Annotated in this window: 24 protein-coding genes; 2 read left to right on the top strand and 22 right to left on the bottom strand. The window is 57.6% G+C overall.

Going from position 1 to position 24,854, the window contains the following annotated elements:
• Positions 1-7: 7 nt before the first annotated feature.
• The 22 genes from ACM6JM_RS21485 to rpmH all read right to left on the bottom strand — a co-directional run bounded on the left by ACM6JM_RS21485 (position 8) and on the right by rpmH (position 21,612).
• Positions 8-1,207 carry a Fic family protein gene (locus ACM6JM_RS21485; protein ID WP_239065528.1) on the bottom strand — a complete coding sequence of 400 codons (1,200 nt, stop codon included), beginning with the start codon at positions 1,205-1,207 and terminating at the stop codon, positions 8-10.
• 199 nt (positions 1,208-1,406) lie between these two features.
• Positions 1,407-3,239, bottom strand: a complete 1,833-nt coding sequence (glmS, locus tag ACM6JM_RS21490; protein ID WP_103385809.1) for a glutamine--fructose-6-phosphate transaminase (isomerizing) — start codon at positions 3,237-3,239, stop codon at positions 1,407-1,409.
• A gap of 2 nt (positions 3,240-3,241) precedes the next feature.
• The gene (locus ACM6JM_RS21495; protein ID WP_039764989.1) at positions 3,242-4,018 is read right to left on the bottom strand and encodes a DeoR/GlpR family DNA-binding transcription regulator; all 777 of its coding nucleotides are present in this window, start codon (positions 4,016-4,018) and stop codon (positions 3,242-3,244) included.
• A gap of 127 nt (positions 4,019-4,145) precedes the next feature.
• Positions 4,146-5,513, bottom strand: coding sequence for a bifunctional UDP-N-acetylglucosamine diphosphorylase/glucosamine-1-phosphate N-acetyltransferase GlmU (gene glmU, locus ACM6JM_RS21500; protein ID WP_085667305.1), 1,368 nt, complete (start codon positions 5,511-5,513; stop codon positions 4,146-4,148).
• A 118-nt stretch (positions 5,514-5,631) separates the two neighbouring features.
• Positions 5,632-6,057, bottom strand: coding sequence for a F0F1 ATP synthase subunit epsilon (locus tag ACM6JM_RS21505; RefSeq protein ID WP_007954164.1), 426 nt, complete (start codon positions 6,055-6,057; stop codon positions 5,632-5,634).
• Positions 6,058-6,102: 45 nt separating this feature from the next.
• A complete protein-coding gene (gene atpD / locus ACM6JM_RS21510; protein ID WP_007954162.1) occupies positions 6,103-7,479 on the bottom strand; it encodes a F0F1 ATP synthase subunit beta in 1,377 nt (458 codons plus the stop codon).
• A gap of 27 nt (positions 7,480-7,506) precedes the next feature.
• A complete protein-coding gene (gene atpG / locus ACM6JM_RS21515) occupies positions 7,507-8,367 on the bottom strand; it encodes a F0F1 ATP synthase subunit gamma (RefSeq protein ID WP_007954161.1) in 861 nt (286 codons plus the stop codon).
• A 50-nt stretch (positions 8,368-8,417) separates the two neighbouring features.
• Positions 8,418-9,962, bottom strand: a complete 1,545-nt coding sequence (atpA, locus tag ACM6JM_RS21520) for a F0F1 ATP synthase subunit alpha (protein WP_039764983.1) — start codon at positions 9,960-9,962, stop codon at positions 8,418-8,420.
• 21 nt (positions 9,963-9,983) lie between these two features.
• Entirely contained in the window at positions 9,984-10,520 is a 537-nt protein-coding gene (locus ACM6JM_RS21525) for a F0F1 ATP synthase subunit delta (protein ID WP_011336717.1), read from the bottom strand.
• A gap of 12 nt (positions 10,521-10,532) precedes the next feature.
• The gene (locus tag ACM6JM_RS21530; RefSeq protein WP_007954149.1) at positions 10,533-11,003 is read right to left on the bottom strand and encodes a F0F1 ATP synthase subunit B; all 471 of its coding nucleotides are present in this window, start codon (positions 11,001-11,003) and stop codon (positions 10,533-10,535) included.
• Positions 11,004-11,060: 57 nt separating this feature from the next.
• Positions 11,061-11,318 (bottom strand): F0F1 ATP synthase subunit C, encoded by a 258-nt coding sequence (atpE, locus tag ACM6JM_RS21535; RefSeq protein ID WP_003097235.1) that lies wholly within the window; start codon positions 11,316-11,318, stop codon positions 11,061-11,063.
• 134 nt (positions 11,319-11,452) lie between these two features.
• On the bottom strand, positions 11,453-12,322 hold the full coding sequence (atpB, locus tag ACM6JM_RS21540; protein WP_039764981.1) for a F0F1 ATP synthase subunit A: 870 nt from the start codon (positions 12,320-12,322) through the stop codon (positions 11,453-11,455).
• Positions 12,323-12,338: 16 nt separating this feature from the next.
• Positions 12,339-12,746, bottom strand: coding sequence for a F0F1 ATP synthase subunit I (locus tag ACM6JM_RS21545; protein WP_003229783.1), 408 nt, complete (start codon positions 12,744-12,746; stop codon positions 12,339-12,341).
• A gap of 148 nt (positions 12,747-12,894) precedes the next feature.
• Positions 12,895-13,767 carry a ParB/RepB/Spo0J family partition protein gene (locus tag ACM6JM_RS21550; protein WP_011336720.1) on the bottom strand — a complete coding sequence of 291 codons (873 nt, stop codon included), beginning with the start codon at positions 13,765-13,767 and terminating at the stop codon, positions 12,895-12,897.
• Positions 13,768-13,776: 9 nt separating this feature from the next.
• Positions 13,777-14,574, bottom strand: coding sequence for a ParA family protein (locus ACM6JM_RS21555; protein ID WP_039764974.1), 798 nt, complete (start codon positions 14,572-14,574; stop codon positions 13,777-13,779).
• Between the two features lie 18 nt (positions 14,575-14,592).
• Entirely contained in the window at positions 14,593-15,237 is a 645-nt protein-coding gene (gene rsmG, locus ACM6JM_RS21560) for a 16S rRNA (guanine(527)-N(7))-methyltransferase RsmG (RefSeq protein WP_007911906.1), read from the bottom strand.
• Positions 15,234-17,132, bottom strand: coding sequence for a tRNA uridine-5-carboxymethylaminomethyl(34) synthesis enzyme MnmG (mnmG, locus tag ACM6JM_RS21565; RefSeq protein ID WP_103385810.1), 1,899 nt, complete (start codon positions 17,130-17,132; stop codon positions 15,234-15,236). Before mnmG ends, rsmG begins: the two co-directional genes overlap by 4 nt.
• A gap of 552 nt (positions 17,133-17,684) precedes the next feature.
• The gene (gene mnmE, locus ACM6JM_RS21570; protein ID WP_039764968.1) at positions 17,685-19,055 is read right to left on the bottom strand and encodes a tRNA uridine-5-carboxymethylaminomethyl(34) synthesis GTPase MnmE; all 1,371 of its coding nucleotides are present in this window, start codon (positions 19,053-19,055) and stop codon (positions 17,685-17,687) included.
• A gap of 81 nt (positions 19,056-19,136) precedes the next feature.
• The gene (gene yidC / locus ACM6JM_RS21575; RefSeq protein ID WP_414882463.1) at positions 19,137-20,819 is read right to left on the bottom strand and encodes a membrane protein insertase YidC; all 1,683 of its coding nucleotides are present in this window, start codon (positions 20,817-20,819) and stop codon (positions 19,137-19,139) included.
• A gap of 2 nt (positions 20,820-20,821) precedes the next feature.
• Positions 20,822-21,067 carry a membrane protein insertion efficiency factor YidD gene (gene yidD, locus ACM6JM_RS21580; protein WP_010465488.1) on the bottom strand — a complete coding sequence of 82 codons (246 nt, stop codon included), beginning with the start codon at positions 21,065-21,067 and terminating at the stop codon, positions 20,822-20,824.
• Positions 21,060-21,461, bottom strand: coding sequence for a ribonuclease P protein component (rnpA, locus tag ACM6JM_RS21585; protein ID WP_039765426.1), 402 nt, complete (start codon positions 21,459-21,461; stop codon positions 21,060-21,062). The genes yidD and rnpA overlap by 8 nt, the downstream gene beginning before the upstream one ends.
• Before the next feature lie 16 nt (positions 21,462-21,477).
• Complete coding sequence (rpmH, locus tag ACM6JM_RS21590; RefSeq protein WP_003213577.1) at positions 21,478-21,612, bottom strand: 50S ribosomal protein L34; 135 nt, start codon at positions 21,610-21,612, stop codon at positions 21,478-21,480.
• A gap of 567 nt (positions 21,613-22,179) precedes the next feature.
• Here rpmH and dnaA point away from each other — a divergent pair.
• Entirely contained in the window at positions 22,180-23,703 is a 1,524-nt protein-coding gene (gene dnaA / locus ACM6JM_RS21595; protein WP_039764962.1) for a chromosomal replication initiator protein DnaA, read from the top strand.
• 39 nt (positions 23,704-23,742) lie between these two features.
• On the top strand, positions 23,743-24,846 hold the full coding sequence (gene dnaN / locus ACM6JM_RS21600) for a DNA polymerase III subunit beta (RefSeq protein WP_011331733.1): 1,104 nt from the start codon (positions 23,743-23,745) through the stop codon (positions 24,844-24,846).
• Positions 24,847-24,854 lie beyond the last annotated feature (8 nt).

The raw sequence follows: 24,854 nt of genomic DNA on the forward strand, positions 1-24,854 counted from the left end.
TCAACTCCTAAACCGCGGCGTTCATCCGCTGATGCAAGTCAGGGAATAACAGTTGAGCAAACCAGATCGGCAAACCCGGATAGAGATCACGTGCCTTGGGTGTCGCACTCTGAACCAGACCCAGTTGTACGAGACTTCTCAATTGATCCGTTGCCACCCGATCGGACAATCCCGTGAAGATTTTGAAATCCGCGCGGCTCAACGTGCCCTGCGTCAGCAGAACATGCAAAGCACGGGCTGTTTCCAGCTTGATTCCCTCTCGCTTGATCCGCTCGTCCCAAGCAAAAATGGTATGCAACCTTTCGCGCATATTGGAGATGTTCAACGCCTGCTCTGTATAACGCATCTGGTCGAGACAGGTTTCCAGCATGAAACCGACAAATTCGAACAAACCGGCCTGCGTCAGTTGACCACGACCATCCAGATCCCCACGACGCGGCTTGTCGGCGTTGGCCAGCCGGGCGTAATAGGACGCCTGCTGTCGAGCAAGCCCGCGGGATAAGGACCAGAGCGGCGAAACCAGCCCAAGTTTCTGCAACTGGAGATGCGTCACCAGCCTGACTGTTCGTCCATTTCCGTCAACGAAAGGATGCACCCAGGCCAATCGATGGTGATAAGCCATGACGGCAAGCAGTCGACTCCGAGCGTCCGGCAAACGACCGTATACCTGCTGCATCCGGTTAAGCATGGGCGATACAGATTGGCAGGAGGGGGCCGCGTGATTGCCGACAAGCACTTCCTGACTCGCCACATCCCGCAGTTGACCAGGCACCAGTTGACTCCCGTCACTCAGGCTCAGTTGCTCGTCGCAAGCACCGAGAAAAAGACGCTTGTGCAGGCGCGTAACGAATGCCGGACTGAACAGGGTTTCCCATGACAGGTCCTTATGCATAGTCAGTGCTCGTTCAAATGCCTGCTGTGTGCCGATGTGCGTCATAGCCAGCTCTGTGAGCTCTTTGCGGTGACGTTTTGGAGCTGTCGGGGCAAGCGTCACTGGCTCCGTGAACTGGCCTTCTATCAGGTTGCTGTAAAAACTGCTGGTGACACGCAGTAGGCCGCCGACGCGTTGCAGCATGGGGGGAGAAACCATGGCGCTGAGTTTTCCCGCCTGAAAGGGCACTTGCTCGGCCAGTTGCAATATTTCGCTGGGAAATACAGGCATGAGCGGCTCGAGCCAATGGTTTCCCAAGACAGATTCAGCACTCATCAAACCTCCAGAATCGCGGATTTTTTTGCGAATTCAAGATTACGCTCAAAGCCTTTAATTACCTAGCCTTGAGTAATGTAGGAGATTTCATTAATGGGTGTAGTTAGCGGATTTTTTTTCCGGATTTTCTGTAGGAATTGCTGCGGTGTATCTGTGTTCTGCACAAGAGCGCGAATAATTCGCGCTCTTGTGCAGCCCATCACTCCACCGTCACCGATTTCGCCAGGTTGCGCGGCTGATCCACGTCCGTGCCCTTGAGCACCGCAACGTAGTACGACAGTAGTTGCAGCGGAATGGTGTAGAGGATCGGCGACAGGATGTCGTGGATGTGCGGCATCTGCACCACGTGTGTGCCTTCGCCATTGGTCATCCCGGCTTTTTCGTCGGCGAACACGATCAGTTCGCCACCGCGGGCGCGGACTTCCTGCAGGTTGGACTTCAGCTTCTCCAGCAGTTCGTTGTTCGGCGCGACGGTCACCACCGGCATGTCGTTATCCACAAGCGCCAGCGGGCCGTGTTTCAGCTCGCCAGCTGGATAGGCTTCGGCGTGGATGTATGAGATTTCCTTGAGCTTCAAGGCCCCTTCCATCGCCACCGGAAATTGCGCGCCACGGCCCAGGAACAGGGTGTGGTTCTTCTCGGCGAACAGCTCTGCGATTTTTTCCACCGTGCTGTCCATCGCCAGCGCTTCGCCCAGACGAGTTGGCAGACGACGCAGTTCTTCGACCAGCGTGGCTTCAACGCCTTTGCCCAATGTACCGCGCACCTGGCCCAGAGACAGGGTCAGCAGCAGCAGACCGACCAGTTGCGTAGTGAAGGCCTTGGTCGAGGCCACGCCGATTTCACGACCAGCCTGGGTCAGCAGGGTCAGGTCGGATTCGCGCACCAGCGAACTGATGCCGACGTTGCAGATCGCCAGACTGGCGAGGAAGCCCAGTTCCTTGGCGTTGCGCAGGGCGGCCAGGGTGTCGGCGGTTTCGCCGGACTGGGAGATGGTGACGAACAGGGTGTCCGGCTGCACCACCACCTTGCGGTAGCGGAATTCACTGGCGACCTCGACCTGGCACGGAATCCCGGCCAGCTCTTCGAGCCAGTAACGGGCAACCATGCCGGCGTGATAGCTGGTACCACACGCCACGATCTGTACGTTGCGCACTTTGGCGAACAGTTCAGCAGCTTGTGGACCGAAAGCCTGCACCAGCACCTGATTCGCACTCAATCGGCCTTCCAGAGTGCGCTGCACCACGGACGGCTGCTCGTGGATTTCCTTGAGCATGTAATGACGGAACTCGCCTTTGTCGGCGGCTTCCGCACCATCCGTGTATTGCACGGTCTGGCGCTCGACGGCTTTGCCGGTCACGTCCCAGATCTGCACCTTGTCCCGCTGGATTTCGGCGATATCGCCCTCTTCCAGGTACATGAAACGGTCGGTGACCTGACGCAGGGCCAGTTGATCGGAAGCGAGGAAGTTTTCGCCCAGGCCCAGACCGATCACCAGCGGGCTGCCGCTGCGAGCAGCAACCAGTCGATCCGGTTGCTTTGCGTGGATAACCGCCAGACCGTAAGCGCCATGCAGCTCCTTGACCGCAGCCTTCAGAGCGTCCGACAGGTCCGGTAAGGTCTTGAGTTTTTCAGTCAGCAGGTGAGCGATGACTTCGGTGTCGGTATCGGAACTGAACACGTAGCCCAGCGCCTTGAGTTGTTCACGCAGCGCCTCATGGTTTTCGATGATGCCGTTGTGCACGACAGCGACGTCACCGGAGAAATGCGGGTGAGCATTGCGCTCGCTCGGCGCACCATGGGTGGCCCAGCGGGTGTGGGCAATACCGAGACGGCCAACCAGCGGATGTTCGGCCAGCGCCGCGTCGAGTTCGCTGACTTTGCCGACACGACGAGTGCGTTCCAGAGCGCCGTCATTGGTGTACACCGCAACACCGGCACTGTCATAGCCCCTGTATTCGAGGCGTTTGAGGCCTTCGACCAGAATGGCGGTGATATTACGTTCAGCTACCGCGCCGACAATTCCACACATGCTTATTTCTCCTGACTGACAGTCGCGCAAATCAAGTTGATACCGCGAGCCTGAATCTGATCGCGCGCATCCAGGGGCAGGCGATCATCGGTAATTAGGGTATGGACGCTGCTCCATGGCAGCTCCAGGTTCGGAATCTTGCGGCCGATCTTGTCGGCCTCGACCATCACGATCACTTCCCGCGCCACTTCCGCCATCACCCGGCTGAGGCCGAGCAATTCATTGAAGGTGGTGGTGCCACGCACCAGGTCGATGCCATCGGCACCGATAAACAACTGGTCGAAGTCGTAAGAGCGTAGTACCTGCTCGGCGACCTGGCCCTGAAAGGATTCCGAGTGCGGATCCCAGGTGCCACCGGTCATCAGCAGCACAGGCTCGTGCTCGAGTTCACTCAGGGCGTTGGCCACGTGCAGGGAGTTGGTCATGACCACCAGGCCTGGCTGCTGGCCGAGTTCGGGAATCATCGCGGCGGTGGTGCTGCCGCTGTCGATGATGATGCGGGCGTGCTCGCGGATGCGTGTGACGGCGGCGCGGGCAATCGCCTGTTTGTATTTGGAAACGTTTTGACTGACGTCCGCCACCAGTTCCTGGGGCATGGTGATCGCGCCACCATAGCGACGCAGCAGCAAGCCATGACTTTCCAGGGCGGCGAGATCCTTGCGAATCGTAACTTCCGAAGTTTCGAAGCGCTTGGCCAGTTCATCCACACTCACTTCGCCCTGCTCATTGAGTAAAGACAGAATGTTGTGACGGCGCTGAGGTGTGTTGCGTTTCGACATGGCTAATTAAGTTTCGATTCGAAAGATAACGGAAGCAATCAAAACCTATCAGCTGCGAATCGTCAAGTCGGTGCCCAAAAAAAGACCGCTGGCAGCGGTCTTTTTTAATTTGAGCATTGTAGATAACTCAGCTCTTCTTGATCTTCTCAGGCCGCTTCCAGCCATCGATGTTCTTCTGCCGCGCCCGGCCAACAGCCAATTGCGCGTTATCCACATTCTGAGTGATGGTCGAGCCGGCTGCAGTAGTTGCACCGGCAGAGATATCCACAGGCGCCACCAGCGAGTTGTTGGAACCGATGAACACATCCTCGCCCAACACGGTTTTCCACTTGTTGGCGCCATCGTAGTTGCAAGTGATGGTGCCGGCGCCGATGTTGGTGCGTGCACCGATCTCGGCATCGCCCAGGTAAGTCAGGTGCCCGGCCTTGGCGCCCTCGCCCATGCGCGCGTTTTTCAGTTCGACGAAGTTACCCACATGGGCGCGGGCCTCCAGCACAGTGCCCGGACGCAGACGGGCAAACGGGCCGGCATCGCTGCCTTCGCCCAGCACCGCGCCTTCGATATGGCTGTTGGCCTTGACCACCACGCCTTTGCGCAGGGTGCTGTCCTTGATCACGCAGTTCGGGCCGATGATCACATCGTCCTCTATGACAACCTTGCCTTCGAGAATCACGTTGATGTCGATCAGCACATCGCGACCGACGGTCACTTCGCCTCGCACATCGAAACGGGCCGGATCGCGCAGGGTGACACCCTGAGCCATCAGGCGACGACCGGCGCGCAGCTGGTAATGACGCTCCAGCTCGGAGAGCTGTTTGCGATCATTGGCGCCCTGCACTTCCATCGGATCGTGAGGTTGTTCGGTGGCGACGGTCAGGCCATCGCTGACCGCCATCTCGATCACGTCGGTCAGGTAGTACTCGCCCTGAGCGTTGTTGTTCGACAGGCGACTCATCCAGTCCGCCAGACGATTGGCCGGCACTGCCAGGATGCCGGTGTTGCCTTCAGTGATCGCCCGTTGCGCTTCGCTGGCGTCCTTGTGTTCGACGATGGCGGCAACCTTGCCGTCGGCATCGCGCACGATGCGGCCATAACCGGTCGGATCGTCCAGCTCGACGGTGAGCAAGCCCATCTGCCCGGGTACAACGTGCTTGAGCAGACGTTGCAGGGTCTCGACTTCGATCAACGGCACATCGCCGTAGAGAATCAGTACGGTATCGGCGGTGATGAAAGGAACAGCCTGGGCCGTGGCGTGGCCGGTGCCCAGCTGCTTGTCCTGCAATACGAAATTCAGATCGTCAGCGGCCAGACGCTCGCGCACTACATCGGCGCCGTGGCCGATGACGACATGAATGCGCTGTGGATCAAGTTGACGGGCGCTGTGGATAACATGGCCAAGCATGGAATCGCCGGCAATCGGATGCAGCACTTTTGGCAGCGCGGAACGCATGCGGGTGCCTTGACCGGCCGCGAGGATAACGATTTCAAGAGACATGACTGGCTACCAATCCTGGGTGGTCAGCAACTGCGACCGGGTTTCGGGAATTCTGAAAAGAAAAAAGGGTAGCCGAGGCTACCCTTTTTTATCAATCGCACAACAAGTGGCTGACGGATTAACCGCCAAACTTCTTGCGGATCTGCTGGACGGTGCGCAGCTGAGCTGCAGCCTCGGCCAGACGTGCGGACGCAGCTCCGTAGTCGAAATCTGCGCTCTTCTCATGCAGAGCAGCTTCGGCAGCCTTGAGAGCTGCTTGAGCCTGAGCTTCATCCAGGTCGGCGGCACGTTGCACGGTATCGGCAAGCACCTTGACCATGTTCGGCTGAACCTCGAGGAAACCACCGGAGATGTAGAACACCTCGGCTTCCCCGCCTTGCTTGATCAGGCGGATCGGACCTGGCTTCAGATTAGTGATCAGCGGCGCGTGGCCCAGAGCGATACCAAGATCACCCAGAGCACCGTGCGCAATCACCATCTCGACCAGGCCGGAAAAGATTTCTCCTTCCGCGCTGACGATGTCGCAATGGACTGTCATAGCCATCTGATTGCCTCAACCTAAATTAGCGCCCGTTGCCGGGCGCCTGGATTACAGTTTCTTGGCTTTCTCGATCGCTTCTTCGATGCCGCCGACCATGTAGAACGCTTGTTCTGGCAGGTGGTCGTAGTCACCGTTGAGGATGCCTTTGAAGCCAGCAATGGTGTCTTTCAGGGAAACGTATTTACCCGAAGCACCGGTGAAGACTTCAGCCACGAAGAACGGCTGCGACAAGAAGCGCTGGATCTTACGAGCACGGTTTACCAACTGCTTGTCGGCTTCCGACAGCTCGTCCATACCCAGGATCGCGATGATGTCCTTCAGCTCTTTGTAACGCTGCAGCACGTACTGAACACCACGAGCGGTCTCGTAGTGATCGTTGCCGATCACGTTCGGGTCCAGCTGACGCGAAGTCGAGTCCAGTGGGTCTACCGCCGGGTAGATACCCAGGGAAGCGATGTCACGGGACAGAACGACGGTGGCGTCCAGGTGAGCAAACGTGGTCGCTGGCGACGGGTCAGTCAAGTCGTCCGCTGGTACGTATACGGCCTGGATCGAAGTAATCGAACCTTGCTTGGTCGAAGTGATGCGCTCTTGCAGCACGCCCATCTCTTCAGCCAGGGTCGGCTGGTAACCTACTGCAGAAGGCATACGGCCCAGCAGTGCGGATACTTCGGTACCGGCCAGGGTGTAACGATAGATGTTGTCGACGAACAGCAGAACGTCGTTACCTTCGTCACGGAACTTCTCGGCCATGGTCAGACCGGTCAGCGCTACGCGCAGACGGTTTCCCGGTGGCTCGTTCATCTGACCGTAGACCAGGGCTACCTTGTCGAGAACGTTGGAGTCCTTCATCTCGTGGTAGAAGTCGTTACCCTCACGAGTACGCTCACCCACACCGGCGAACACGGAATAACCGCTGTGCTCGATGGCGATGTTACGGATCAGTTCCATCATGTTTACGGTCTTGCCTACACCGGCACCACCGAACAGACCGACTTTACCGCCCTTGGCGAACGGGCAAACCAGGTCGATAACCTTGATGCCAGTTTCCAGCAGCTCGTTGCCACCGGCCTGTTCAGCGAAGGAAGGAGCGGCGCGGTGGATACCCCAGCGCTCTTCTTCGCCGATCGGGCCAGCTTCGTCGATCGGGTTGCCCAGTACGTCCATGATCCGGCCCAGAGTCGCTTTACCGACCGGTACGGAGATGGCTGCGCCAGTGTTGTTGACGTCCAGACCGCGCTTCAAGCCTTCGGTGGAGCCCATCGCAATGGTACGAACCACGCCGTCGCCCAGCTGCTGCTGAACTTCCAGAGTGGTTTCGGCGCCTTGAACCTTCAAGGCGTCGTAGATGCTCGGTACGCTGTCGCGTGGAAATTCCACGTCGATAACGGCGCCGATGATTTGAACGATACGTCCGCTACTCATAGCTGGATCCTCTGAATATTTGAACCGTTAAACCGCGGCAGCGCCGCCGACGATTTCCGAGATCTCTTGGGTGATCGCAGCCTGACGCGCCTTGTTGTAGATCAGCTGCAAATCGCTGATCAAATCACCGGCGTTGTCGGTAGCGTTCTTCATCGCGATCATCCGCGCAGCCTGTTCAGCCGCGTTGTTCTCGACCACCGCCTGGTACACCTGCGACTCCACGTAACGCACCATCAAGCCGTCAAGCAGCTCTTTGGCGTCTGGTTCGTAGAGGTAGTCCCAGTGGTGCTTGAGTTCTTGATCCGGGGTCGCCACCAATGGAATCAACTGCTCCACGGTAGGCTGTTGCGTCATGGTGTTGATGAACTTGTTGGATACCACGGACAGGCGGTCGATACGGCCGTCCAGGTAGGCATCCAGCATCACCTTGACGCTGCCGATCAGATCATTGATCGACGGCTCTTCACCCAGGTGGCTGATAGCTGCAACGACGTTACCGCCGAAGTTGCGGAAAAAGGCCGCACCCTTGCTACCAACGACACACAGATCGATCTCGACGCCGTTTTCGCGGTTTACCGCCATGTCCTTGACCAGGGCCTTGAACAGGTTGGTGTTCAAGCCGCCGCACAGACCACGGTCACTGCTCACCACGACATAACCGACGCGCTTTACTTCGCGATCGATCATGAACGGGTGGCGGTATTCCGGGTTGGCGTTGGCCAGATGCCCAATTACCTGGCGGATACGCTCCGCATAAGGACGGCTAGCAGCCATGCGCATTTGTGCCTTGCGCATTTTGCTGACCGCCACTTTTTCCATGGCGCTGGTAATTTTTTGCGTGCTTTTGATGCTCGCAATCTTACTGCGAATCTCTTTTGCGCCTGCCATGTAACACCTATCAGGTTAGCAAGCGGGAGCCTTGCGGCTCCCGCTGCGGCTTACCAGGTTTGGGTGGCCTTGAACTTCTCGATACCAGCCTTCAGGCCAGCGTCGATTTCGTCATTGAAGTCACCTTTAACGTTGATCTTCGCCATCAAATCGGCGTGATCGCGGTTGAAGAAAGCAATCAGCGCTTGTTCGAAGCTGCCAATCTTGGCGATTTCAATGTCAGTCAGGAACCCACGCTCAGCGGCATACAGCGACAGCGACATGTCGGCGATCGACATTGGCGCGTATTGCTTCTGCTTCATCAGCTCGGTAACGCGCTGACCATGCTCAAGTTGCTTGCGGGTCGCTTCGTCCAGGTCAGAAGCGAACTGGGCGAATGCCGCCAGTTCACGGTACTGAGCCAGAGCGGTACGGATACCACCGGACAGCTTCTTGATGATCTTGGTCTGAGCGGCACCACCCACACGGGATACCGAAACACCGGCGTTCACTGCAGGGCGGATGCCCGAGTTGAACATGGCCGATTCCAGGAAGATCTGACCGTCGGTGATGGAAATCACGTTGGTCGGAACGAACGCGGAAACGTCGCCAGCCTGGGTTTCGATGATCGGCAGTGCGGTCAGGGAACCGGTTTTGCCGGTCACTGCGCCGTTGGTGAACTTCTCTACGTACTCTTCCGAAACGCGGGATGCACGCTCCAGCAGACGGGAGTGGAGATAGAACACGTCGCCTGGGTAAGCTTCACGGCCTGGTGGACGGCGCAGCAGCAGGGAAATCTGGCGGTAAGCCACTGCTTGCTTGGACAGATCGTCATAGACGATCAGCGCGTCTTCACCGCGGTCGCGGAAGAATTCACCCATGGTGCAACCGGAGTACGGAGCCAGGAATTGCAGTGCTGCAGATTCCGAGGCGCTCGCTGCAACGATGATGGTGTTAGCCAGTGCACCGTTTTCTTCCAGCTTGCGAACCACGTTGGCGATGGTCGATTGCTTCTGACCGATTGCCACGTAGACGCAGAAAATGCCGCTGTCTTTCTGGTTGATGATCGCGTCGATCGCCAGAGCGGTTTTACCGATCTGACGGTCACCGATGATCAGCTCACGCTGGCCACGGCCGACAGGGATCATGGCATCGACAGCCTTGTAGCCAGTCTGTACAGGCTGGTCTACCGACTTACGCCAGATCACGCCCGGAGCAACTTTCTCGACCGCGTCGGTCTCGGTGTTGCCCAGTGGACCTTTGCCGTCAACAGGGTTACCCAGTGCGTCGACAACGCGACCCAGCAGTTCCTTACCAACCGGAACTTCGAGGATGCGGCCGGTGCACTTGGCGCTCATGCCTTCAGCCAGACTGGTGTACGCGCCCAGTACAACGGCACCTACGGAGTCTTGCTCCAGGTTGAGGGCCATACCGTAGACGCCGCCCGGAAACTCGATCATCTCGCCGTACATGACGTCGGCCAGACCGTGAATCCGCACGATACCGTCAGATACGCTGACGACAGTGCCTTCGTTACGGGCTTGGGAGGTCACATCGAGCTTTTCGATGCGGCCCTTGATAATTTCACTTATTTCGGAAGGATTGAGTTGCTGCATTGCTCTGCTGCCCCTTCAAACTCAAGATTTCAATGCTTCGGCAAGTTTCGCGATTTTGCCGCGAATCGAGCCATCGATAACCAGGTCGCCGGCGCGGATGACCACACCCCCGATAAGGGAGCTGTCTTCCTCGACTTGCAGGCGCACTTCCCGGTTGAGTCGTGCACTGAGAACCTTGGCGAGTTTGTCTTGCTGTTCTTGGTTCAATGCAAAAGCACTGGTCACTTCAACGTCTACCGATTTCTCTTGCTCGGCCTTGTACAGGTCGAAAAGAGCGGCGATCTCCGGCAGAAGCGGGAGACGGTCGTTTTCGGCAACGACATTGATGAAGTTCTGTGCCTTGGCATCAAACTTGTCGCCGCACACGTCAATGAACGTGGCGGCCTTTTCTGCGCTCGTCAGTCGCGGGGCCTTGAGCACGCGCTGCATGGTGTCGTCTTGCGACACCGCTGCTGCCAGGCCGAGCATGGCTGACCAATTGGCCAGTTGCTGGTGGGCCTGAGCGTGCTCGAAGGCCGCCTTAGCGTAAGGTCGGGCCAACGTGGTCAGTTCTGCCATGATCGCCCTCGCTTAGATTTCAGCAGCCAGTTGGTTAACCAGCTCTGCGTGCGCGTTTTGATCGATTGTGGCACCCAGGATCTTCTCGGCGCCGCCGACAGCCAGCAAGCCCACTTGGGCGCGCAGCTTGTCTTTGACACTGTTCAGTTCCTGTTCGATCTCGGCTTGAGCCTGAACCTTCACACGGTCAGCGTCGACGCGGGCCTTTTCAACGGCCTCTTCGACAATCTGGTTACCGCGTTTCTTGGCTTGCTCGATGATTTCAGCTGCCTGAGCTTTCGCTTCGCGCAGTTGCTGACCCGCTTTCTCTTGGGCCAACTCCAGGTCGCGAGCTGCACGGCTGGCAGCGTCCAGACCATCAGCGATCTTCTTTTGACGTTCGTGCAGAGCTGCGATGACCGGAGGCCATACGAACTTCATGCAGAACAGTACAAAAATCAGGAACGCAACGGACTGGCCAATCAGGGTCGCATTAATGTTCACGCCAACACCTCGCAGTTACGTTGTCCATCACACCAAATCACTCGGAGATCCGAATGATTAGCCAGCGATCTGACCAACGAACGGGTTCGCAAAGGTGAAGAACAGAGCGATACCAACACCGATCATGGTTACGGCGTCGAGCAGACCGGCAACGATGAACATTTTAACTTGCAGCATTGGAACCATTTCTGGCTGACGCGCTGCGCCTTCCAGGAACTTGCCGCCCAGCAGGCCGAAACCAATTGCGGTACCCAGTGCGCCCAGGCCGATCAACAGTGCAACAGCGATAGCGGTTAGACCAACTACAGTTTCCATCTTTCCTCCCGACTTTTACGTCGTATGGTTTAGGTTTTTTAGATTAAAGCGGTAAAACAAATCGTTTCATGGTGCCCCGTGAGGAGCCCCTTCCCGTTTGACCGGGAAGGACATCAGACTAGTCGAGACTGGTCTTAATGGTTTTCTTCGTGCGCCATCGACAGGTAGACGATGGTCAGCATCATGAAGATGAACGCCTGCAGGGTGATGATCAGGATGTGGAACACAGCCCACGCCCACTGCAGGACAACGCCCAGGCCGCTGAGCCAGAGCAGGCCGCTGCCGAACATCACAGCGATCAGGATGAACACCAGCTCGCCGGCATACATGTTGCCGAACAGACGCAGAGCCAGAGAGATCGGTTTGGCGATCAGGGTCACGAATTCCAGCAGGAAGTTCACCGGGATCAGCAGGGCCTGAACGAAGATGTTCTTGCTGCCGAACGGGTGCAGGGTCAGTTCGCCGATGAAACCGCCGATGCCCTTGACCTTGATGCTATAGAAAATGATCAGTGCGAAAACCGAGAACGCCATGCCCAGGGTCGCGTTCGGGTCGGTAGTCGACACGGCGCGGAACGGGATGTGGTGGTCGCCGGAGATCAGGATGGCCAGCTGAGGAATCCAGTCGACCGGTACCAGGTCGACGGCGTTCATCAGGAACACCCAGACGAAGATGGTCAGTGCCAGCGGTGCGATCACCGGGCTACGGCCATGGAAGCTGTCTTTCACGCTGCCATCGACGAATTCGACCAGGACTTCAACGAAGTTCTGCAGTGCACCCGGCTGACCGGAAGTCGCCTTCTTGGCCGCCATGCGGAAAAGAATGACGAAGATCAGACCCAGCGCGACCGACCAGCCGAGGGTATCGACGTGGAAAGCCCAGAAGCCCATTTCCTTGGCTTCTGCTGCGGTGTGGGCAAAGCCCCAGCCGCCGTTGGGTAGCTGACCGAAGGTCAGGTTCTGCAAGTGGTGCTGGATATAGCCCGAAGCGGTTGTTTCTGCCATGGTTGCCTCAAACGCCCTAAGGTCTCGAAAGTCTTGTTCTCATCAGCAGGGGAGCGAACCAGCTGACCGACTGAGTCAGCACGAAGGCGCCGAATACAGCGATCGGCGCCAGTGGCTTCACACCTGCAAACACCAGTGCAAACAGCACTGCCGTCAAAATCAGTTTGCCTGCCTCGCCGGCATAGAAAGACCGGACGATGGACTGGGCTGCTCGGGCGCCGGAAAACCGAAATGCCTTGTGAGCGAAATAAACATTGGGCAGCAAGGCTATCAGGCCTCCGCAAAGTCCCGAGTATCCGGCAACGACTCCGTGCCATTGCCAGAGCGCCAAAGCGGCAATGAGCAAAATGACAAATTGAGCCATTAACACCGGAAAAACCGCCAGGCGATGGAACGGCAGGCGGTTTGGCTTGCGGGTTTCCATCACTATTGCTCTCCAATGGTCGGCTGCCGAAATTCAATAACTTGGCATAATTTGTGCCGACAAAATGCGCGCAGAGTATAGGGGCGGTTCTGCCCCTATTCAACTGTCAGGTAGTGATTTCCGACTGCGCGCTACAAGAGGAATTGTTTCAGCGGATGTGTGCGAGCACACCTTGAAGCTCATCGAGGGAGTTGTATCCGATCACCAGCTGACCCTTGCCCTTCTTCCCGTGGCGGATCTGCACCGCAGAGCCCAGGCGCTCGGCCAGACGCTGTTCGAGGCGGGCGATATCCGGGTCAGGTTTGGCAGGCTCTACCGGCTCCGGTTTGCCACTCAACCATTGGCGAACCAGTGCCTCAGTTTGGCGCACGGTAAGACCGCGTGCGACAACATGTCGCGCCCCTTCCACCTGCTGATTGTCCGGCAGACCGAGCAATGCACGGGCATGACCCATCTCCAGGTCGCCATGGGACAACATGGTCTTGATGACTTCCGGCAGCGCAATCAGGCGCAACAGGTTGGCCACGGTGACGCGGGACTTACCCACAGCCTCGGCAACCTGTTGCTGAGTGAGCTGGAATTCCTGCTGCAAGCGCTGCAGGGCTACCGCCTCTTCGATCGGGTTCAGGTCTTCGCGCTGGATGTTCTCGATCAGCGCAATGGCGATTGCCGTTTCATCCGGCACATCGCGCACCATCGCCGGGATGGTTTCCTGCCCGGCTTGTTGACTCGCGCGCCAGCGACGCTCGCCGGCAATGATTTCAAAACGACCACCACCAATCGGGCGAACCACGATCGGCTGCATCACGCCCTGGGCCTTGATCGACTGCGCCAGCTCTTCCAGCGCCTGCGGATCCATGTCCCGGCGTGGCTGATACTTGCCGCGCTGCAGCAGGTCCAGCGGCAGGTGCTGCAACTCGCGGCTGTCAGCCTGCGCCGCTTGTTCTTCCAGCGAGCTGACAGTCGGACCGCTCAACAGCGCATCCAGTCCTCGTCCGAGACCTCGTTTCTTGACGGCCATGGGGATTCCTTAAGTTGGCTGGGCAGCGGCGGTGCGTGAATTTTTGCGCTGACGGCGAACCATCTCGCCCGCCAGGGCCAGATAGGCCAGCGCGCCACGCGATTGCTTGTCGTAGGCCAGCGCCGGCATGCCGTAGCTCGGTGCTTCGGCCAGACGAATGTTGCGCGGGATCACCGTGTCGTACAGTTGATCGCCGAAGTGTTCCTTGAGCTGGGCTGAAACGTCGTTCATCAGGCTCAGACGCGGGTCGTACATGGTCCGCAACAGGCCTTCGACTTTCAGGTTCGGGTTCAGCAGTTCAGCGATGCGCTTGATGTTATCCACAAGGTCGCTCAGACCTTCGAGCGCAAAGTACTCGCACTGCATGGGGATAATGACCCCGTCAGCGGCGACCAGTGCGTTCAGCGTGAGCATCGACAGTGACGGCGGGCAGTCGATCAGAATGTAATCGTAGTTCTCGCGGATCGGCGCCAGCGCGCTGCGCAGACGGCTTTCTTTCATCTGCATTTCCAGCAAGACCACTTCGGCCGCCGTCAGGTCACGGTTGGCCGGCAGCAGTTGATAGCCGCCATGTTCGGAGTAGTGCATTGCCTGGGCCAGATCGCATTCGCCGATCAGCAGGTCATAGACCGAGTTTTCCAGGCCATGCTTATCCACACCGCTACCCATGGTGGCGTTGCCCTGTGGATCGAGATCGATCAACAGCACCCGGCGCTTGGTCGCGACCAGGGATGCTGCGAGGTTGATGCAGGTGGTGGTCTTGCCCACACCACCCTTCTGGTTCGCTATCGCGAATACCTTAGCCATTCTTGCTTGTGTTCCCAATCATGCCGTGCGGCGCAGTATCAGCAGATGGCGTTGGCCTTGGCAACCGGGTACGGCCAGGGCGTGTTCGCTATCGAGTTTGAAGTCTGCCGGCAATGCTACCAGCTCATCCGCCGGATGGACGCCCTTCATTGCCAGCCAGCGCGTATCGGCGTCGCCGAGGTGGCGAGTCCAGTTGGTGAAGTTCTCCATGCTGCTGAACGCCCGGGAAATGATCCCGTTGAACGGCTGTGCAGGCTGGAAGGCTTCGACGCGACTGTGGATAACTTGCAGGTTATCCAGTTTGAGTTCGAGTTTGACCTGGGTCAGGAAGCGGGTTTTCTTGCCGTTGCTGTCCAGACAGGTCACCTGCGAGTCCGGATACAGGATCGCCAGAGGGATCCCCGGCATTCCGCCGCCGCTGCCGACATCCAGCCAGCGCCCATTTTCGATGAACGACATCACGCTCAGGCTATCGAGCAAATGACGGGAAACCATTTCGTCCGGATCGCGAACGGCAGTCAGGTTGTAGGCCTGGTTCCATTTGATCAACAGGGCCAGATAACCAAGCAGCAGTTCGTGCTGGGTTTCAGTGAGATTGACACCGAGCTCGCGGGCTCCTGTGGATAACTCTTCGGCGTGTTGCGAAGTGACCTTAGAACTCAAGCGCTTTGCTCCAACTGACGGCCCGCGCCGCGTTTTTTCAAATGAATCATCAACAGCGAGATCGCTGCCGGGGTCACACCGGGGATCCGCGAAGCCTGGCCCAGCGTCTCGGGACGCGTGGCACCCAGCTTGCTCTGGATCTCCTTGGAGAGACCGGAAATGTTGGTGTAATCGATATCCACAGGCAGTTTCGTGTCTTCACTGGCACGCAGACGGGCGATTTCGTCCTGTTGGCGATCGATGTAACCGGCGTACTTGGTCTTGATCTCGACCTGTTCGGCGACCTGTGGATCTTCGGCGCCCTGCCCGGTCACTTCGACCAGACCAGCGTAGTCGATTTCCGGACGGCTCAAGAGATTGAGCAAGTTGTATTCGTGAGTCAGCGGCGTGCCGAATTTGTCGGCAATCGCATCGCCCTGCGGGGTGCCCGGGCGAACCCAGGTGCTTTTCAGGCGTTGCTCTTCGATTTCGATGCTTTCGCGTTTCTTGCAGAACGCTGCCCAGCGCGCGTCATCGACCAGGCCCAGTTCGCGACCTTTTTCGGTCAGACGCAGGTCGGCGTTGTCCTCACGCAGGATCAGGCGGTACTCGGCACGGGAAGTGAACATGCGGTACGGCTCTTGGGTACCGAGGGTGATCAGGTCGTCGACCAATACCCCAATGTAGGCTTCGTCGCGACGCGGGCACCAGGCTTCTTTGCCTTTCGCACGCAATGCGGCGTTGGCACCGGCGAGCAAACCCTGCGCACCGGCTTCTTCGTAACCGGTGGTGCCGTTGATCTGGCCAGCGAAGAACAGACCGCCGATCACCTTGGTTTCCAGGCTGTACTTCAGGTCGCGCGGATCGAAGTAGTCGTACTCGATCGCATAACCCGGACGCACGATGTGCGCGTTTTCCATGCCGCGGATCGATTGCACGATCTGCAATTGCACGTCGAACGGCAAGCTTGTGGATATCCCGTTCGGATAAAGCTCATGGGTGGTCAGGCCTTCCGGCTCGATGAACACCTGATGGCTTTCCTTGTCGGCAAATCGGTGAATCTTGTCTTCGATCGACGGGCAATAACGCGGACCAATGCCTTCGATTTCGCCTGCAGCGGAATACATCGGCGAGCGATCGAGGTTCGCGGCAATGATTTCGTGAGTGCGGGCGTTGGTGTGGGTAATCCAGCAACTGACTTGCCGTGGATGTTGTTCCTTGTTGCCCATGAACGACATCACCGGGATCGGCGTATCGCCTGGCTGCTCGGTCATCACCGAGAAATCCACAGACTTGCCGTCGATACGTGGTGGCGTACCGGTTTTCAGGCGACCGACACGCAGCGGCAATTCACGCAGACGATGCGCCAGGGCGATCGATGGTGGATCACCGGCGCGACCACCGGAAAAATTCTGCAAGCCGATGTGGATAAGTCCGCCCAAGAACGTACCGGTGGTCAAAACCACGGAATCGGCGAAGAAACGCAGACCCATTTGGGTGACGACACCGCGTACTTGTTCCTGCTCGACGATCAGGTCGTCAGCAGCTTGTTGAAATATCCACAGGTTCGGCTGGTTTTCCAGAATTTCGCGGACAGCGGCCTTGTACAAAATCCGGTCGGCTTGCGCACGGGTCGCCCGTACGGCCGGGCCTTTGCGGCTGTTCAACACGCGAAACTGGATACCGCCCAGATCGGTGGCCATGGCCATCGCGCCGCCGAGGGCGTCGATTTCCTTGACCAGATGGCTTTTGCCGATGCCACCGATAGCCGGGTTGCAACTCATGGCACCGAGGGTTTCCACGTTGTGCGTCAGCAGAAGGGTTTTTGCACCCATGCGTGCTGAGGCCAGTGCTGCCTCGGTACCGGCATGACCGCCGCCGATGACGATCACTTCAAAACGGGAAGGGAAATCCACCACGCACCTCGTGCCTGCTTAAGTAGGTAATTCAGGAATAGTTTGAGATCAGGTTTCTGGACCTGGTCGGCAAGTATAGGGACTTCGCCCTTCCTAAAGAACCCTTTGCACAAAATTTAACCAGCTGTGGAGAACTCGCGGTTAAAAGAATAAAAAAGAGAGAAATTTATAAAACCTTTGTTTTAAAGCTTATTCTTACTGCCCATGATTTCTGTGGATAGATTTACACAGGCCTTTATTTTCAATGTGTACAGAGATTCAAAACCCTGTGGCCATGTCGCCATGAGGCCGTTGGATAACCGGTGTAAGCCTGTGGATGAAAGGGTAGGTTATCCACAGAGGTAGTTATGTTCAGCTTTCAGGTCCTGTTATCAACTGCCCTCAGTGGCAGTTATTCACAGGGCTTAATCCACAGAAATCGGGTGAATGAAGGAATCGCGGACACAGAAAATCCGCTCAGGAACAGGAATCTGTCCGGCACTGGAGGAAGGAAATACGAGGGAGGGAGAACAGACAGGTCGCAAACGGACCTGTCTGTGGACAACGGAAGGCTTATTTACCGATGCAGAAGCTGGAAAAGATCCGTCCCAGCAGATCATCCGAGCTGAACGCTCCGGTGATTTCCCCAAGGGACTGCTGGGCCTGACGCAGGTCTTCGGCCAGCAGTTCACCAGCACCCGCCAACGTCAGCTGGGCACGTCCATGTTCCAGGGCATCACTGGCATGACGCAGGGCTTCCAGGTGCCGGCGTCGTGCGCTGAAGCTGCTTTCCGAGGTTTGCTCGTAACCCATGCAGGCTTTGAGGTGATCACGCAGCAGATCCAGACCTTCTCCCGCAGATTTGGCGCTCAGGCTGATCGTCACGTGGCCATCGTCACTGACTTCCAGGGCAATGGCTTCGCCAGTCAGATCGGCTTTGTTGCGGATTAATGTGACCTTCGCCGGATCCGGCCGGGTTTCGAGGAACTCCGGCCACAAGGCGAACGGATCGGCGGCCTCTGGCGCAGTGGCGTCGACTACCAGCAGCACTCGGTCAGCCTCGCCAATGGCTTTCAATGCTCGTTCAACGCCGATTTTTTCCACATGGTCATCGGTATCACGCAGACCGGCGGTGTCCACAACGTGCAGCGGCATGCCGTCGATGTGGATATGTTCGCGCAAGATATCCCGAGTGGTGCCGGCGATTTCGGTCACGATCGCGGCTTCACGACCGGCCAGCGCATTCAGCAGGCTGGATTTACCGGCATTCGGACGACCGGCGATCACCACGGTCATACCGTCCCGCAGCAACGCGCCCTGCCCGGCTTCGCGCAATACGGTGGATAACTCGTTACGAACCTTGTCGAGCATGCTCAGCACGTGGCCATCGGCGAGAAAGTCGATTTCTTCTTCCGGGAAGTCGATAGCCGCTTCTACATAGATCCGCAGGCCGATCAGCTGTTCGGTGAGGTTATGCACACGTTGGGAAAATGCACCTTGCAAGGAGCGCAAGGCGTTGCGCGCGGCCTGTGCAGAACTGGCTTCGATCAGGTCGGCGATCGCCTCGGCCTGAGCAAGGTCGAGTTTGTCATTGAGGAAGGCGCGTTCGCTGAATTCTCCGGGACGGGCCAGACGGCAGCCCAGTTCCAGACAACGCTTGAGCAACATGTCGAGGACGATCGGGCCACCGTGGCCCTGCAGTTCCAGTACATCTTCGCCGGTGAACGAGTTCGGCCCGGGGAAATACAGCGCCAGACCTTCATCCAGCACCTGTTGGTCGTCACTGAAGAACGGGCCGTAGTGGGCAAACCGTGGTTTCAGTTCACGGCCGCTGATGGCTTTGGCCGCAACACTGGCCAGCGGCCCGGAAATTCGAACGATGCCCACGCCGCCACGGCCCTGGGCGGTGGCGACAGCTGCGATGGTTTCACGAGGTGCGCTCATAAACCGGTATCCAGACAAAAATGGCAGATAGCAAAACGCCCCACTAGGGGGCGTTTTGAGTGGTGTTATCCACAGAGTAAGTTACGCCTCGGCTTTTTTCGTCGCCGCTTCGATCTTACGCGTGATGTACCACTGTTGGGCAATCGACAGGCAGTTGTTCACAACCCAGTACAGCACCAGACCTGCCGGGAACCACAGGAAGAAGAAGGTGAAGATGATTGGCATCATTTTCATCACCTTGGCCTGCATCGGATCCGGAGGTGTTGGGTTCAGACGCTGCTGGATGAACATGGTCGCGCCCATGATGATCGGCAGGATGAAGAACGGATCCTTGATCGACAGGTCGGTAATCCACAGCATGAACGGCGCCTGGCGCATTTCCACGCTTTCCAGCAGAACCCAGTACAGCGAAAGGAAAACCGGCATCTGCACCAGGATCGGCAAGCAGCCACCCAGCGGATTGATCTTCTCTTTCTTGTACAGCTCCATCATGGCTTGCGACATTTTCTGCCGGTCATCGCCATGTTGCTCTTTCAGTGCAGCCAGTTTCGGAGCCACGGCGCGCATGCGGGCCATCGACTTGTAGCTGGCGGCCGACAGAGGGAAGAAGATCCCTTTGATCAGCATGGTCAGGAAGATGATCGACCAGCCCCAGTTGCCGACGATGCTGTGGATATGTTGCAGCAGCCAGAAGATTGGCTGGGCAATGAACCACAGAATGCCGTAGTCGACAGTCAGTTCCAGACCTGGGGACAACTCTTTCAGCACCGCCTGGCTTTTCGGACCGGCGTAAAGAACAGCGCTGGTCTCGACTTTCGCACCCGGTGCAGCGGTCAACGAAGGACCGGTGTAACCGATGATGTAGTTGCCTTTGCTGTCTTTACGGGTCTGGACGATGTTGTTTTCGCCCTTCGGAGCAACCCATGCAGTCACGAAGTAGTGTTGCAGCCAGGCTACCCAACCACCGGTGACGGTTTCCTTGAGCTGACCTTTGTCCATGTCCTTCATGGACACTTTCTTGTACGGCTCGGAACTTGTCCACAGGGCTGCGCCCAGGTACGTCGCGGTACCGGTTGCAGTTGTGGACGAAGGATCGGCGCTGGCATCGCGTTTCAGCTGGGCGAACATCGAACCGGACCAGAGCTGAGCGCTCTGGTTGTCGATCAGATAAGTCACGGTCACGTCATACAGGCCACGTTTCAGAGTGAAACGCTTGATGTAATTGACGCCGTCCTTGCTGAATTTCAGGTCGACGACCAGTTGGTCTTGACCGTCAGCCAGTTGATAAGTCTTCTTCTCCGAGGAGTAGATCGGGCGACCGGCCGGGTTTGCATCCGGACCGTTGGTGCCAATCAGACCGCTCTGGGCCAGATAAGTACGTTCGCCACCGTTGTCGAACAGCTGGAACGGAACGTCCGGACGATCCTGACGACGTGGATACAGCGGCAAGGTCAGCTGGGCAACATCACCGCCTTGTGGATCGATCGCGAGATCGAGCACGTCGGTCTTGATCTGGATCAGATCCTTGCTGACGGCGACCGGCGTTTCGGCAGGTGCGCTGGTATCACTTGCGGCGCGCGGAATATCGTCACTGGCAGCAGCATTATTGCCAGTGGCGGTGTCCGGCAAACCGGATGTAGTCGTACTGGAAGCAACATTCTGAGTCGGCAGGGCAGCCTGGCCATAGTCCTGGTTCCATTTAAGGACCATGACATAGGACACGATTGCCAGGGCGACGATCAGGATCGTGCGTTTGATATCCATGATTACTCGGCCATCGAAGAAGAACGGGAGGTAGGGATAGGTGGAACCGGGTCATAACCACCGGGATTCCACGGATGACAGCGACCTAAACGACGAAAGGTCAGCCAGCCACCGCGCAGAAGGCCATGATTTTCGATGGCTTCATACGCGTAGCAAGAACAACTGGGGTAGAAACGACAGTGACTGGCCATCAGGGGACTAATGGCGTAGCGATAAAACTGGATCGGAACGAGTGCCAGTTTACGCATCTGGACTGTCTACCCCTACAGTTTCGGTTTTGACTGCTGGTGCCGGCTTGTTGCGTGCCAGACGTTTCCAGAGTTTGCCGAAATGCTGAATCAATTCGGGGTTTTCTACGTCACCCAAACCTTTGCGCGCGACGATAACGATGTCCCAGCCGACCAGTGAATCCTGGTGCAGGCGAAACGATTCGCGCATCAGACGTTTGAGGCGATTGCGCTCGACGGAGAGTTTTACACTCTTTTTCCCGATAACCAGTCCGAGACGGGGGTGATCGAGATCGTTGTTGCGCGCAAGGAGCAGGAGATTTTTCCCCGGAACCTTGCCGGTAGGGGAGTCAAAGACTGCCTTGAAATGCCGGGGAGTAAGCAGACGCTTTTCCCGACTGAAGTCCTGACTCACCTCCAGTGCCGGATTATCAAACTGCCAGACGTGCGCGGCCTTTGGCGCGACGACGCGACAGTACGGCACGACCGTTCTTGGTAGCCATGCGAGCACGGAAACCGTGGGTACGAGCGCGTTTGATAGTGCTTGGTTGGAAAGTACGTTTCATGTCGTGTTACCTGGTTCGTCCACAACGGGCCGGAATGGCCCCCGTTTTAAGAGACCGGGGATTCTAGAGAAAGCAAGTCCATAGGTCAATTTCCAACCAGCGTTTCCTTATAAATAGATCTTCAGAGCGTCCAGGACCTGATTACCCGTTTGCCAGAGATAAAAATAAAGAAGGGAATTATTTAAAGCTTTTCTGTAAAGCTTGTAAAAGCTAGGAACCCCACTGTCTGTGGATAACTGGCTCAAGGCCTTGTTTCAAGGGATGTACAGAGAATGACAACTACAGTGGAAAACCGTGTTCAGCCTGTGCTGCGCTGTCGGATAACCTGTGTGTGGAATGGGTGGTTATCCACAGGCTGCTTATCCACTGACTTTCGCCCCCAGTTGTCCAGTGTCCTCAGATAGGGTTATCCACAGAGCTTATGCACACACCGTCGGTCGCCTTTTTCGCGTTTAACGCATTGATAAATCATGTCCATCGGGCAACCTGCATGTGGATAAGTGGACGGCTGGCCGCTACAATGGCCGCTTGTTTTTGCCTCACCGGCTTTCAACTTAGGGGATATCCGTGTCAGTGGAACTTTGGCAGCAGTGCGTGGAGCTTTTGCGCGAAGAGCTGCCTGCCCAACAATTCAACACCTGGATCCGTCCACTACAGGTCGAAGCCGAAGGCGACGAGTTGCGCGTCTACGCACCGAACCGTTTTGTTCTGGACTGGGTCAACGAAAAGTACCTGGGGCGCGTCCTTGAACTGCTGGATGAGCATGGCAACGGTCTGGCACCGTCGCTTTCCTTATTAATAGGCAGCAAACGCAGTTCGGCACCGCGTGCCGCACCGAATGCGCCATTGGCCGCTGCGCAAGTGTCCCAGGCTCAGACCAATGCCGCGCCGGCAAGCGCGCCAGCGCCAGCTCCCACGCCTGCACCGACCAAGCGTTCGACGCAGAAAACCGAAGAAATCAGTGAAGAGCCGTCCCGCGACAGCTTCGATCCGATGGCCGGTGCCGCTTCGCAACAGGCCCCGGTTCGCGCCGAACAGCGCACCGTGCAGGTCGAAGGCGCGCTCAAGCACACCAGCTACCTCAACCGCACCTTCACCTTCGAAAACTTCGTCGAAGGTAAATCCAACCAGCTCGCCCGTGCGGCGGCCTGGCAAGTGGCAGACAATCCCAAGCACGGCTACAACCCGCTCTTCCTTTATGGTGGCGTGGGTCTGGGTAAGACGCACTTGATGCACGCGGTGGGTAACCATCTATTAAAGAAGAACCCGAATGCCAAGGTCGTGTACCTGCATTCCGAGCGTTTCGTGGCCGACATGGTCAAGGCACTGCAACTGAACGCGATCAACGAGTTCAAGCGTTTCTACCGTTCGGTGGACGCCCTGCTGATCGACGACATTCAGTTCTTCGCCCGCAAGGAACGTTCCCAGGAAGAGTTTTTCCACACCTTCAACGCCCTGCTTGAAGGTGGCCAGCAGGTCATTCTCACCAGTGACCGCTACCCGAAAGAAATCGAAGGCCTTGAAGAGCGCCTCAAATCCCGCTTCGGCTGGGGCCTGACGGTTGCCGTCGAGCCGCCGGAGCTGGAAACCCGCGTCGCCATCTTGATGAAGAAGGCCGACCAGGCCAAAGTCGAGTTGCCACACGATGCGGCGTTCTTCATTGCCCAGCGCATTCGCTCCAACGTCCGTGAGCTGGAAGGCGCGCTGAAACGCGTGATCGCCCACTCGCACTTCATGGGCCGCGACATCACCATCGAGTTGATTCGCGAATCCCTGAAAGACCTGTTGGCGCTGCAGGACAAACTGGTCTCTGTGGATAACATTCAGCGCACCGTCGCCGAGTACTACAAGATCAAGATCTCCGACTTGCTGTCCAAGCGCCGTTCGCGTTCGGTCGCTCGTCCGCGTCAGGTGGCCATGGCATTGTCCAAGGAACTGACCAACCACAGCCTGCCGGAAATCGGCGATGTGTTTGGCGGTCGCGACCACACGACCGTGTTGCACGCCTGCCGCAAGATCAATGAACTTAAGGAATCCGACGCGGACATCCGCGAGGACTACAAGAACCTGCTGCGTACACTGACCACTTGATGAACACCAGCGCAGCTTATTAAGGCAAGGGACTAGACCATGCATTTCACCATTCAACGCGAAGCCCTGTTGAAACCCCTGCAACTGGTCGCAGGCGTCGTCGAGCGCCGACAGACCTTGCCGGTACTGTCCAACGTGCTGCTGGTTGTCGATGGCCAGCAACTGTCGCTGACCGGTACCGATCTGGAAGTCGAGCTGGTCGGTCGCGTGCAACTCGAGGAGCCGGCTGAAACGGGTTCCATCACCGTGCCTGCGCGCAAGCTGATGGACATCTGCAAGAGCCTGCCGAACGACGCGCTGATCGACATCAAGGTTGACGAGCAGAAGCTGGTGGTGAAAGCCGGCCGTAGCCGTTTCACCCTGTCGACCCTGCCGGCCAATGACTTCCCGACTGTGGAAGAAGGCCCGGGTTCGCTGACCACCAGCCTGGAACAGAGCAAGCTGCGTCGCCTGATCGAACGTACCAGTTTCGCCATGGCCCAGCAGGACGTGCGTTACTACCTCAACGGCATGTTGCTGGAAGTCTCGACCGGTGTGATCCGCGCCGTGGCTACTGACGGTCACCGTCTGGCCATGTGCTCGATGCAGGCCGACATCGGCCAGCAGGATCGCCATCAGGTGATTGTGCCGCGTAAAGGTATTCTCGAACTGGCACGTCTGCTCACCGAGCCTGATGGCAATGTCAGCATCGTGCTGGGCCAGCACCACATCCGCGCGACCACCGGCGAATTCACCTTCACCTCCAAGCTGGTCGACGGCAAGTTCCCGGACTACGAGCGTGTTCTGCCGAAAGGCGGCGACAAGTTGGTACTGGGCGATCGTCAGGCGCTGCGTGAAGCGTTCAGCCGTACCGCGATTCTGTCCAACGAGAAGTACCGCGGTATCCGTCTGCAACTGGCCAGCGGTCAGTTGAAGATCCAGGCCAACAACCCGGAGCAGGAAGAAGCGGAAGAAGAAGTAGGCGTGGAATACAACGGCGGCTCTCTGGAAATCGGCTTCAACGTCAGCTATCTGCTCGACGTGCTGGGCGTGATGACCACCGAGCAGGTTCGTCTGATCCTGTCCGACTCCAACAGCAGTGCGCTGGTGCAAGAGTCCGACAACGACGATTCGGCTTACGTTGTCATGCCGATGCGTCTGTAATCAGCTGA

It is taken from the genome of Pseudomonas sp. IT-P2 (assembly GCF_949767575.1).
GTDB lineage: Bacteria > Pseudomonadota > Gammaproteobacteria > Pseudomonadales > Pseudomonadaceae > Aquipseudomonas > Aquipseudomonas pharyngis.